Source organism: Mammaliicoccus sp. F-M27 (assembly GCF_022387115.1).
Taxonomy (GTDB): Bacteria; Bacillota; Bacilli; order Staphylococcales; family Staphylococcaceae; genus Mammaliicoccus; species Mammaliicoccus vitulinus.
On sequence record NZ_JAJNIE010000007.1, the window covers coordinates 23188 to 35702 of the forward strand.

Below are 12515 nucleotides of genomic sequence, written 5' to 3' on the forward strand. Positions count from 1 at the left end.
GAAATATTAATAAACGTAAAGGAGGAGAAGAACTTTTATGAAGGTATTAAAAAATTCAATCATTTCATCATTATTATTATCTTCTATGGTGTTAGGTGTATCTTATGGAAATGATTCTCTTGCGTCTGAAACATCACATACTAAAATAGAAGATACTTCTCCTAAAATAACTGAAGAACAATCTGATCAAATAGTAGAAAATAAACAAGACTCTAAAAAAGAAACATCTACAGAGGAACCGAGTACAGAAGAACCAAGCACTGAAGAACCAAGCACTGAAGAACCAAGCACAGAGGAACCAAGCACTGAAGAACCAAGTACAGAAGAACCAAGTACAGAAGAGCCGAACACAAGTGAGAAGCCAAGTAAGGTAGAGCCAAGTACAAGTGTGAAACCAAGTACAAGTGTGAAACCAAGTACGGAAGAGCCAAACACAAGTGAGAAGCCAAGTACAGAAGAACCAAGTACGGAAGAGCCAAACACAAGTGAGAAGCCAAGTACTGGAGAACCAAGTACAGAAGAGCCAAACACAAGTGAAAAGCCGAGTACTGGAGAACCAAGTACGGAAGAGCCAAACACAAATGAGAAGCCGAGTACTGGAGAACCAAGTACGGAAGAGCCAAACACAAGTGAGAAGCCGAGTACTGGAGAACCAAGTACGGAAGAGCCAAACACAAGTGAGAAGCCGAGTACTGGAGAACCAAGTGGGGGAAGCAACAACAATCAATCACCACCACCTAACAAATCAAATGGTGGATCTCCTTCATCTGAAGAGCCAAAATCCAGTGAATCAAATGCTGGTGAATATGATTATAATGAACAAAATATAGAACAATATAAACCAACGATGCCATCATATCCAAATACTGATGACTTTGGAGATACTTATTATGACGATCAACAATATGCTGATGAAGAAGAGCCAAAGTTTATCCCTGGTCATGCTGAAGCATATTACAACAAGTTGGATGAAGATGTGTTGAACTTGGTTACGAGTAAAGTAGGAAGCAGACCTGATTTAGCGCATCCAAAGTTTGAAAAGACATCTAAAACTACTGAAACGACATCTGTTAATGATGATAATAATACAAAAACAACTTCAACGACATCCGAAAGCTTTGAAACAGCTTCTGATAAAAAAGACGTTTCTAAACCTTTAATCATTGGCATTTCTATAGCAATAGTCATTGTGTTAGGTTCAATTATTGCATTCTTTATGAGAAGAATTATTAAATCTTAATTAAGGTAACTATATTTGTGAAAATGAAAGAGTCTGGGATATAAATACCTAAACTCAAAATAAAAGATCTCTTCATCAGGCTATTTCCTAGTGAAGAGATTTTTTTTATATTAAATCTTGCGATTTTGAAAGTGCATGCTTGCCTGTGGTTGCTTTATAAGTATGGTTCGAGCCTGTAGTCGCGCGCGGCATACTATTCCCCCGGGCGTCAGCACTTTGCAAAATCGTGGAGAATAATCCAAGCGATATTAGGGTTACGGTGTTCAATGATTGTTACGGCCAAAACGCACGAAGACTCGAAAGATATCGTGCGATTTTGGTAAAAACTGGATAAAACGCACGAAGACTCGAAAGATATCGTGCGATTTTGGTAAAATCTGGGTAAAACGCACAAAGACTCAAAAGATATCGTGCGATTTTGATAAAATCTGGATAAAACGCACGAAAACTCAAAAGATATTGTCCGAAAATTATTGAAGTTCTATATAAGTCATTAGAATTTAGATTGATCAATCTTTTTAGTAGCTTCATATAGGTGTTCTACAATTGATTTTACTGTTCCAATTTTAAATGGAGACTGTAGATTAACGGATTTAATAATATCTACAAATGATTGAGAACCGCCGATTTGGCATATTTTTAAATAGTCAGACCACGCTTGATGTTCATCATTTTCCTGTTTGATATAAAATTGCATTGCACAAATTGTTGCTAATGTATAATCAATATAATAAAACGGTGAGGCAAATATATGACCTTGTCTATGCCAAAAGGCACCATTTTTTAAATGTTGTATACCGTCATAATCTACATTTGGTAAGTATTTATTTTCTAAGTCAGACCAAATATGTCTGCGTTCTTCAGGTGTCATCTCTGGATTTTCATACATATAATGTTGAAATTCGTCGACAGCTACACCATAGGGTAAAAATTTAATATTATCCTCTAAATGCGATAGCTTGAATTTATCAGTGTCTGCTTTGAAAAATAAGTCCATCCAAGGATATGTTAAGTACTCCATACTCATTGAGTGAATCTCACAAGCTTCAGATGTAGGGAAGTAATACTCTGGTACCGAATATTTTAAGCTTTCAAAAACTTGAAAAGCATGACCAGCTTCATGAGTCATAACTTCAATATCACCTTGTGTACCGTTAAAATTCGCAAAGATAAATGGTGATTTGAAATCATTAATAATTGTGCAATAGCCACCACTTTCTTTACCTTTCTTAGCTTCTAAATCAAATAGTTCTTTATCAATCATAAAATCTATAAACTTAGCCGTTTCATCAGAACGGTTATGATACATTTTTCTAGCATTTTCAATTATTTCATCGGTTGAGATACGTGGTTTAGGAGACCCGGTTTTAAAAGTGAAATTTTGGTCGTAAACTTTTAACTGGTCAACGCCTATACGTTTAGCATGTTGTGCGTTGATCGTTTCAGTTATTGGAACGACATATTCTTTTACTTGTTCTCTGAATACTTTTACGTCTTGTGCGCTATATCCTATTCTTTGCATACGATCATATCCAAGTTGTACAAAATTGTCATAGCCCAATTTCAAAGCAATTTCATGTCTAACTTTAATTAGTTCGTCATATATACGATCAAAATCTTTTAAGTGTGTATTAAAAAATTGTTCTTTCGTATTATAAGCTTCTCTTCGTATGTTTCTATCTTCGTTAATTAAATATTTGCTGAACTGGGCTAAGTTTAAATGTTCACCTTTGTATGCAATGTCTGCTGATGCAATTAACTTATCATATTCACTAACCAATTTATTTTCTTTAACGAGTAAGTCGTTGATGGAAGGTTGATAAGTATTTAAAGCAACTTCAGCTAGAGAAAATAATTGCTGACCGAAGTGTTCAATTAATTCTTCTTTATATTTCGAATTTAGTAATGATTGATAAAATAAATTATCTAAATGTTGTATTCTAGGCATGTTCTCATCAAAAAAATCTCGCTCATTGCTATAAAATTCATTGTGAGTGTCAATAGATGCTCTTATGTAGGCAATATTAAAATGAGTATCTGTGTGATTTCTTATTTTGTTTATGTCGTTTATTGTTTCTATTGCTTCATCAAGCGTCGTTGCGTGATCGAATTCTTTTAATAATGTTTTAGTTTGTTGCGCTTTCTTTTCAATGTTGATTTGTTCGTATTCATATTCTTTAAAAGTTACTGTCATAGTAGTACCTCCTTATTAAAAGCATTATAACATTATTCATTTAATCATTACTTGAAAATTGCGAAAAATAGGGAGTGGGCATATAATAATGTTTGAAAAGAGGTGTATTTTTATGACTAAAAATAATGAGCAATTATCTTTAGAAGTAGCAGCATTAACAAGAGAAACGAAAGAACTAGGAATTCCCATTATGATTGTATTTGAAGGTGTTCCTGCATCAGGTAAGACGAGGCTATCTAACGAACTTTTATTAACGCTTGATGCTAAATACACACATTTTATACCGACGAAATCACCTTCAGAAGATGATCTTAGATATCAATTTTTGCAGAAATATTGGAATAGTTTACCATCAAAAGGTGATATCAATATTTACTTTAGAAGTTGGTACGCTTACTTTATAGAATATCAAGAAAACAAAATAAAACATTCTATATATAACAAATATCATGATTTGAAACGACAAATACAAGATTTTGAATCTATGATTAAAGATGATAGATATGAAATTATTAAGTTTTATATTGAAATTAGTGATAAAAAAAGAAGAGAACATTTAAGAGAAATGAAAGATAATCCGCTAACAAGTTGGAAAGTACAAGAATACGAAAGTGCTATTCAAGATGATGTATATCATAAAGAAATGCATAAAATCTTAAAAGAAGCACCTAAAGATGAATGGAAAATTATTGATTATACTGAGAAAGATGAAGCTATAAATTTAATGTACAAACATATTAGAACACGTTTGAAAGAAGCCATTAAATTACATAAAAAGAAAAACAAAGTCATTGATGGTGCTTTTACTAATCATTTTAAATCTGAATTACTCCATCAATCTATTGAGAATATAAATAAAAAAACTTATAAATCATTAGTAGGTGACTTACAAGATAGATTAAAAGAACTGCAATTTGCATTGTATGAAAGAAAGATTCCTTTAATATTAGTTTATGAAGGTATGGATGCGGCTGGTAAAGGTGGCAATATAAAAAGAGTCAGAGAAAAATTAGATCCGACGGGTTATGAAGTAAATGCAATTAGTGCACCAACAGATGTTGAACTTAATCATCATTATTTATGGAGATTTGCGAAAGATATGCCAAGAAGCGGACATATCGAAATTTTTGATAGAAGTTGGTATGGCAGAGTGTTAGTTGAAAGAGTAGAAGGATTTGCAACGAAAGACGAATGGCAACGTGCTTATCAAGAAATTAATCAGTTTGAAAAAATGTGGACGGACGAAGGGGCAATTATATTAAAGTTCTTTTTAACTTTAGATAAAGATGAACAATTAAGAAGATTTAAAGAAAGAGAAGAATTACCTGAAAAACAATGGAAAATTACCGATGAAGATTGGCGTAATCGTGAAAAGTGGGATTTATATATAGAAGCAAGTCATGATATGATTGAAAAAACAAACACTGATTATGCGCCATGGTTAATCGTACCAGCCGACAATAAAAAATCAGCAAGAATTGAAGTGTTAAAGTATATCATTAAAAAATGCGAAGAAGTGCTATGGGGCGTTAAACAATATTAAATATCGATTGATTCAAAAATATAAAAAATCTCTTCACTAGGCGATAACCTAATGAAGAGATTTTTAAGTTTGAGAATGGGTCTTTACATCCCCAATCTGTTTGAATACTGTTATAAATTTTAAGAATACATGTGGATAATTGTATGATAAATGAGATTAGAAATTTGAGATTGCTTTTCTATTTGCTCATTTAATTGATCTTTAAACACGATTTGTCCTAAAACTACAATGCCATTCATACCCATATGTGCGATCATAGGTACGATGATTCTCTTAGTTAATACATATAGTCCACTAAAGACAGTTCCCATAACGACATATATTAAAGTATGTGCAGGGTCTGAATGTGCTAATGAAAAGACAAACGAACTAACTAACACTGCGATGATGAAACTTAACCATTTAGGTGCCTTAATCATATTGTATATTTCACCAAAAATTAATTTACGGAATATTAATTCCTCAAGAATAGGTCCAGCTAACACTATATAAATAATGAGTATATGTGATTCTTGTGCTATTTTCATGAGGTTTTGTGTATTACCACTTTCCATAGGCTGATTAAGAATATAAGTATTCACAAGTGCAGCGATAACTTGACCAAACATTGCTAGAAAAATTCCGGCTATACACCAAAAAATGACATATACCCAAGGTTCTTTAGTTTGTTTTTCAAGACGTGTTGGATTTTTAATATTTGAGTTCATGTACCATAATAATAAAACAGAAATGATTGCCGTTGTTGCCATCCAAGTTAAACTGATTTCTAATCTTGTGATTTTAGATAAATCAGAATCGGCGTATAAACTATTTGGTATAATTGCAATCGTTTGTACAACGCCAAATAGTAGTAGTGTAGCAATATTAACGGTTAATCGATTAAATTGCATTTTCAATTCCTCCAAAAATAAACATGTACATATTGTACCTTATTTAGCATAAAAAGAGAAAAATTTAAGTTATATTACTTGTAATTTTGACCAAATTTGATTATTATAAAAATGTGGTTAGCACTTAAGTATAAAGAGTGCTAATATTAATAGCGCCAAGGAGGATTTTATAAATGTTAAAACCATTGGGAGATAGAATTATTATCGAGAAAACAGAAAAAGAACAAACTACAGCTAGCGGGATTGTGTTAACAGATTCTGCTAAAGAACAGTCAAACGAAGGTAAAGTTGTAGCTGTTGGACCAGGTAAGCGTTTAGAAGACGGTACAAGACTTTCTGTAGATGTTGCTGTAGGAGATCAAGTTGTATATCAACAATATGCAGGAACAGAAGTTAAACGTGATAAAGAGACATATATTATCCTTTCAGAAGATGATATTTTAGCAGTAATTGAACAATAAATTTAAATTTGTTGATGATATATTATGGAGGTATTTATAAATGGCTAAAGAATTAAAATTTTCAGAAGATGCACGTAGATCAATGCTTGCAGGTGTAGATAAATTAGCTAATGCAGTTAAAGTAACATTAGGACCTAAAGGCCGTAATGTCGTTTTAGATAAAAAATTCACTTCACCATTAATTACTAATGATGGTGTAACGATTGCTAAAGAAATTGAATTAGAAGATGCATATGAGAATATGGGAGCTAAGTTAGTAGCAGAAGTAGCAAATCAAACAAATGATGTTGCAGGAGATGGTACTACAACAGCAACGGTATTAGCTCAAGCTATGATTCAAGAAGGATTAAAAAACGTAACGAGTGGTGCTAATCCAGTTGGTATTCGTGAAGGTATCGATAAAGCGGTTAAAGTAGCTTTAGAAGAATTACAACGAATTTCACAACCTGTCGAGAAAAAAGAAGAAATTGCACAAGTCGGATCTATCTCTGCAGCTGACGAAGAAATTGGTAAATTTATTTCAGAAGCTATGGAAAAAGTAGGTAACGACGGTGTTATTACAATTGAAGAATCAAAAGGATTCAGCACTGAATTAGAAGTCGTAGAAGGTATGCAATTTGATAGAGGATACACTTCTCCGTACATGGTTACAGATTCAGATAAAATGACAGCTGAATTAGAAAATCCTTACATTTTAATAACAGATAAAAAAATATCATCATTCCAAGATATTTTACCTATTTTAGAAAAAATATTACAAACAAACAGACCAATTTTAATCGTTGCTGACGACGTAGATGGCGATGCGTTAACGAACTTAGTATTAAATAGATTACGCGGAACATTTACTGCAGTAGCTGTTAAAGCACCAGGATTTGGTGATCGTCGTAAAGCAATGTTAGATGACTTAGCAATTTTAACAGGCGGACAAGTTATTACTGATGATTTAGGTTTAGACTTAAAAGAAGCATCATTAGATATGCTTGGTGAAGCAGGTAAAGTTCAAGTTACTAAAGACGATACAACAATTGTTGAAGGACAAGGCGACTCAGTTAATATTGATGCGCGTGTTGGTCAAATTAAAGTACAAATCGAAGAAACAACTTCAGAATTCGATCGTACTAAATTACAAGAACGTTTAGCTAAATTAGCAGGCGGCGTTGCAGTGATTAAAGTCGGTGCAGCAACAGAAACAGAATTAAAAGAACGTAAATTAAGAATTGAAGATGCATTAAACTCTACACGTGCTGCAGTTGAAGAAGGTATTGTAGCAGGTGGTGGTACTGCGCTTGTATCAATTTATAATAAAGTAGCAGAAGTAGATGCTAAAGGTGACGTACAAACAGGTGTAAATATTGTGTTGAAAGCTTTAGAAGCACCATTACGTCAAATCGTTGAAAACGCAGGATTAGAAGGTTCAATCATCGTTGAAAAACTGAAAAGTGCAGAAGAAGGTATTGGATTCAATGCAGCAACAGACGAATGGGTTAACATGTTAGACGCAGGTATTGTAGATCCAACAAAAGTTACACGTTCAGCATTACAAAACGCAGCTTCAGTAGCAGCAATGTTCTTAACAACTGAAGCAGTAGTAGCAGAAATACCACAAGACGAACCAGCAGCACCAGATATGGGCGGCATGGGCGGAATGCCAGGTATGATGTAATAGATTCGTAAATAAAAGAGAGTGAGATATTAAAACTCATTCTTAAAATAAAAGATCTCCTCATTAGGCTAAAGCCTAGTGAGGAGATTTTTTTATATTTTTGAATCTAACGATTTTGAAAGTGCATGCTTGCCTAGGGGTATATTGCAAGACTGAACAAACAAGCAACATAGAAGCACTGAATATTCATGATATAAGCTGAATTTATGATAAAATAGACATAATTTGTAATAAAGGGGAATAAGTATGATTAGACCTGCTCAAAAGCATGATGCAAAAAAGTTAAGTGAGTTAATGTATATTATTTGGCATGATATGGAATTACCTATCGTTGTTAATAATGATAAAGATACTGTATTAAAAGTTATTGAACAAAGTATGGTTGAGGGTAATTATAGAAATCATTTCAAACATATTCATATATTTGAAGTTGAAGGTGAATTGGCTGGATTTATTAATTGTTATGCTGGTGATGATGAACTACAACTTGAAAAGAATTGGCATGATATTCATTTTGATCAAACTTTCATATTAGAGGGTACACCTTTATCTGAACAAGAAGCGGAAAGTGGCGATCTGTATATTGAATCTATTGCAGTATTTTCGAAATTTAGAGGGAGAGGCATTGCATCTAAATTGATAGATTATACTTTTAATCATGCAAAATCATTAGGCTTTAATCAAGTTTCTTTAAACTGTGAAGTGGATAATGAAGGGGCTATGAAATTATATCAAAAGCTTGGTTTTGAACCTTCACATGATAAAGTTTTAAGTGGTCACGATTATAAATATATGGTTAAAGCTGTTTAATATAGTCAATAAAACAACACGCGATGTTAAATACATTGCGTGTTGTTTTTATTGTTTTCTATTTCAAGCAGTAATTCTTTTCTTTCTATACCACTTGAATAACCTCCTATTGAACCATCTGCTGCTATGACTCTATGACAAGGCACAAGTATGGTTAGAAAGTTTCTACCATTTGCATTTGCTACTGCACGAAATGCAGTTGGTTGTCCTATATTTTCAGCAAGTTGTTTATAAGATATTGTTTCTCCATAAGGAATTTCACATAGTGCACGCCATACTTTTTGTTGGAAAGGGGTACCGAAATTGAACTTTATAGGCGTTGAAAATGAGTTTAACTTTCCGTTGAAATAGTTATTTAATTCTAGTTCAAGGTTATCTAAAATGTCATTGCTATTTAAAAGAATTTCAGTGTTAAGTTGTTGTTTAACAATTTGTAACTCATCTTTAATAGTAGGTTTATTAATAAAATGTAGCATTAATAAATGGGTTTCATTAGCAATTGCTAACATATCTCCAGCTTTTGTTTGTATAACTTTTTGATATAGGGTCATGTTTATCACTCCTATCGAAATTTTAACATATTAAATCCGTATTGACTTTATAACTTCAAGTGATATTATAATTATAAAACAGATTGGAATAATCGGGAATAAGAAGGGACAAATTAATATGAAGAAAAATATATTATTATTATTGACGCTAGTCTTATCGGTTGTGTTAGCAGCATGTGGGAATGGGGATAAAGATAAAAAAGAAATAACTGTAGCCACTTCTCCAGGACCTTATAGTGAATTGTTCTTAAAAGGGATTAAACCTGAATTAGAAGATAAAGGATATACGGTAAAAGATAAAGACTTCACTGAGTTATTACAAGCTGATGTTGCATTACAAGAAGGTAGTGTAGATGTGAACGTTGATCAGCATAAGGCATACATGGATACTTTTAATAAGGAAAGAGATGCAAAATTAACGAACATCACTAAAATTCCAACGGTACCAGCTCAAATTTTTTCAAATAAAAATAAAGACATTAAAAGCATTAAATCTGGAGATACAATAGCAATACCACAAGATCCTTCTAATACTGCGAGAGCGTATAGATTATTAGAAAAAGCAGGTTGGATTAAATTAGATGCAGATAAAGACGATATTACAATTACTAAAAAAGATATTTCTGAAAATCCAAAAAACTTAAAAATAAAAACAATGGATTCAGCAAATATACCTAGAATTTTAGACGAAGTAGATTATGCGGTAATACCAGGTTCAATTGTTTATGCTTCAAAGGTAGATCCATCTAAAGGATTATTAAAAGAAGATTTAGTAGATGACTTATACCTCCAAGTAGTCGTGAATGGTGAGAATAAAGATGAACAATGGGTAAAAGATATTAAAGGAGCATATCAATCAGAAAGATTTAAAAAAGTATTAGCTAAAGAAAATAAAGATGATTATTGGAAAATACCTAAACAATAAAATGTAAACGCAATAAAGTGAAATATTAATAAAATAAGCTGGAATCGAATATATTCGATTTCAGCTTATTTCTTTTTATTTGCTTTTTTACGGTCACTGTTACGATTTATAAAGGCTGCAATTAAAAATAAAATTGAGGCTAAAGTAAATTGAATACCGGGTTGACCACTAATTTGGAGACCTAAGCCGATTATTAAAGAGGCTATAGCTAATCCTACTAGTGCTTTTGTAATTGTAGACATAATATATACTCCTTTTCTTAAATTTTATTATATCAATTTTATATTGTAATCCAAAATAATGAGTCTATATGAAAATAAATGATGAAATTAAGTAAACACACTTTTAATTTTCATAATTCTCGTCTAGTATAGAAGTATCATAACAATGAAAGAGGATGACTTTCTATGAACCCACTAGCTTTAGAATTAAATGAACAATTGAAAAAAGAATATCCAGTACTATTAGATATGCTTTCTGATTTAGGTAAATCAATTTATTATCCAAAAGGTATTTTATCACAATCTGGGGAAGCAAAAGGCACTAAATATAATGCTACTATTGGTATGGCTACAACAGATGAAGGTATTATGTATACAGATGCATTATATAACCAGTTTGGCGATCAAGATCCAAGTGATATTTTCCCATACTCTCCGCCTCAAGGTGACGAGCGTTTACGTACGCTTTGGGAAAAGAAAATTTTAAATGATAATCCGGATTTGAGTGCTCATAATATTTCTAAACCAGTTGTAACGAATGCTTTGACACATGGTTTATCATTAGCTGGAGACTTATTTGTTGATGCGCAAGATACAATTTTGTTACCTGAACATAATTGGGGTAACTATAAATTAGCATTCGGTGTAAGACACAGTGCTAACATAGAAACTTATCAAGCTTTTAAAGAAGATGGAAGCTTTACATTAGAATATTTCAAACGTGCGCTAGAGAATTATAATAAAGGAAAAGTCGTATTAGTATTGAATTTCCCTAATAATCCAACAGGTTATACACCAGTTGTTGAAGAAGTAGAGGAAATGGTAGAAGCGATTAAAAATTTAGCTGACAAAGGCACACAAGTTATCACTTTAGTAGATGATGCTTATTATGGATTGTTCTTTGAAGATGTTTATAAACAATCTGTATTTACAGCATTAACAGATCTAGACCATGACCATGTTATGCCAGTTAAAATTGATGGCGCGACTAAAGAGTATTTTGCTTGGGGATTCCGCGTAGGATTTTTAACATTTGGAAGCAAGAACGAGACAGTTAAAGATGTCTTAGTAGCTAAATTAAAAGGATTAATTAGAAGTAATTTATCTAGTTGTTCATTACCTAGCCAAACTGCGATTATTCATGCAATGGAAGATCCTTCATTCCAATCACAAGTAGATCAAAATATTAATATTTTGAAAGAGAGATATGAAGTAACGAAAGAAGTTGCATATCGTGATGAGTATAAAGAACTATGGACACCTTACGCATTTAATTCAGGTTACTTTATGGCTATAAAAGTAAACGATGTAGATCCAGAAGAATTAAGATTACACTTAATTAATAAATATAGTATTGGCATTATTGCTTTAAACAAAACAGATATCCGTATTGCATTTAGTTGTATTGAAAAAAGAGATATCGAACATGTATTTGAATCGATTGCAGATGCAATTAAAGACTTAAAATAATCATTAAAATAGAGTGTATATAACATAACGTTATATACACTCTATTTTTTTATGTTTACAAACATTGTTATATCAATGTTTAATGGGTATACTAATTGGTTTATTGACAACTGTGTATATAGTGTATATACTGTTTATACACACATTGAAAGAGGGAGGTTTAACATGAAGATTCTTTTACAAAATAATAGCAATCGGCCAATATATGAGCAAATTAAAGAACAAATTAAAGCTCATATCCTTCAAGGTAAGATCGAACCTGGTGCTTCATTGCCTTCCATGAGAGAGCTAGCAAGCGATTTAGGCGTAAGTTTAATTACGACTAAACGAGCTTATGTTGATTTAGAACAAGAACAATTCGTCACAACGATTAGAGGAAAAGGGACGTTTGTAAAATCACAAGATCCATCTATTATGAAAGAAAAACAGTTCATCGTTATTGAAGATTTAGCTAAAGAGTTAACTAAACAAGCTAAATTGATAGGAATGGATGCTAAAGAAATAAATGAAATCATTACTTTGATTTATGAGGAAGGTGAATAAA

At 32.2% G+C, this 12515-nt stretch carries 12 protein-coding genes; 8 read left to right on the forward strand and 4 right to left on the reverse strand.

Translation table 11 applies throughout. The features are described 5' to 3' along the window. Positions 1–37: 37 nt before the first annotated feature. Positions 38–1240, forward strand: a complete 1203-nt coding sequence (locus LQ598_RS08260; RefSeq protein WP_239745416.1) for an SdrH family protein — start codon at positions 38–40, stop codon at positions 1238–1240. Between the two features lie 493 nt (positions 1241–1733). Here LQ598_RS08260 and LQ598_RS08265 read toward each other — a convergent pair whose 3' ends face one another. After that, on the reverse strand, positions 1734–3434 hold the full coding sequence (locus LQ598_RS08265) for a M3 family oligoendopeptidase (protein ID WP_107537137.1): 1701 nt from the start codon (positions 3432–3434) through the stop codon (positions 1734–1736). Positions 3435–3546: 112 nt separating this feature from the next. Here LQ598_RS08265 and LQ598_RS08270 point away from each other — a divergent pair, with 112 nt between their 5' ends. Beyond that, positions 3547–4977, forward strand: a complete 1431-nt coding sequence (locus LQ598_RS08270) for a phosphate--AMP phosphotransferase (RefSeq protein ID WP_107537136.1) — start codon at positions 3547–3549, stop codon at positions 4975–4977. Positions 4978–5096: 119 nt separating this feature from the next. Here LQ598_RS08270 and mroQ read toward each other — a convergent pair whose 3' ends face one another. Then, positions 5097–5867, reverse strand: coding sequence for an intramembrane glutamic endopeptidase MroQ (gene mroQ / locus LQ598_RS08275; RefSeq protein ID WP_016912897.1), 771 nt, complete (start codon positions 5865–5867; stop codon positions 5097–5099). Between the two features lie 173 nt (positions 5868–6040). Between mroQ and groES the strand changes: the two genes are divergently transcribed. The 3 genes from groES (at position 6041) to LQ598_RS08290 (ending at position 8804) form a co-directional block, all read left to right on the forward strand. Then, positions 6041–6328 carry a co-chaperone GroES gene (gene groES / locus LQ598_RS08280; RefSeq protein WP_016912898.1) on the forward strand — a complete coding sequence of 96 codons (288 nt, stop codon included), beginning with the start codon at positions 6041–6043 and terminating at the stop codon, positions 6326–6328. A gap of 40 nt (positions 6329–6368) precedes the next feature. Beyond that, positions 6369–7994, forward strand: a complete 1626-nt coding sequence (groL, locus tag LQ598_RS08285) for a chaperonin GroEL (protein WP_016912899.1) — start codon at positions 6369–6371, stop codon at positions 7992–7994. Between the two features lie 246 nt (positions 7995–8240). After that, positions 8241–8804 carry a GNAT family N-acetyltransferase gene (locus tag LQ598_RS08290; RefSeq protein WP_107537135.1) on the forward strand — a complete coding sequence of 188 codons (564 nt, stop codon included), beginning with the start codon at positions 8241–8243 and terminating at the stop codon, positions 8802–8804. A 26-nt stretch (positions 8805–8830) separates the two neighbouring features. On the opposite strand, the gene LQ598_RS08295 is transcribed toward LQ598_RS08290, so the two are convergent. Further along, positions 8831–9355 (reverse strand): methylated-DNA--[protein]-cysteine S-methyltransferase, encoded by a 525-nt coding sequence (locus LQ598_RS08295; protein ID WP_107557191.1) that lies wholly within the window; start codon positions 9353–9355, stop codon positions 8831–8833. A gap of 118 nt (positions 9356–9473) precedes the next feature. On the opposite strand from LQ598_RS08295, the gene LQ598_RS08300 reads away from it, so the two are divergent. Beyond that, complete coding sequence (locus tag LQ598_RS08300) at positions 9474–10280, forward strand: MetQ/NlpA family ABC transporter substrate-binding protein (protein ID WP_107537382.1); 807 nt, start codon at positions 9474–9476, stop codon at positions 10278–10280. Between the two features lie 65 nt (positions 10281–10345). Here the strand turns inward: LQ598_RS08300 and LQ598_RS08305 are convergent, their stop codons facing one another. Continuing rightward, positions 10346–10522 carry a hypothetical protein gene (locus LQ598_RS08305; protein WP_016912259.1) on the reverse strand — a complete coding sequence of 59 codons (177 nt, stop codon included), beginning with the start codon at positions 10520–10522 and terminating at the stop codon, positions 10346–10348. 165 nt (positions 10523–10687) lie between these two features. Here LQ598_RS08305 and LQ598_RS08310 point away from each other — a divergent pair, with 165 nt between their 5' ends. Next, a complete protein-coding gene (locus LQ598_RS08310) occupies positions 10688–11971 on the forward strand; it encodes an aminotransferase class I/II-fold pyridoxal phosphate-dependent enzyme (protein WP_107537383.1) in 1284 nt (427 codons plus the stop codon). Positions 11972–12136: 165 nt separating this feature from the next. Then, a complete protein-coding gene (pmtR, locus tag LQ598_RS08315) occupies positions 12137–12514 on the forward strand; it encodes a PSM export ABC transporter transcriptional regulator PmtR (RefSeq protein ID WP_016912257.1) in 378 nt (125 codons plus the stop codon). Position 12515 lies beyond the last annotated feature (1 nt).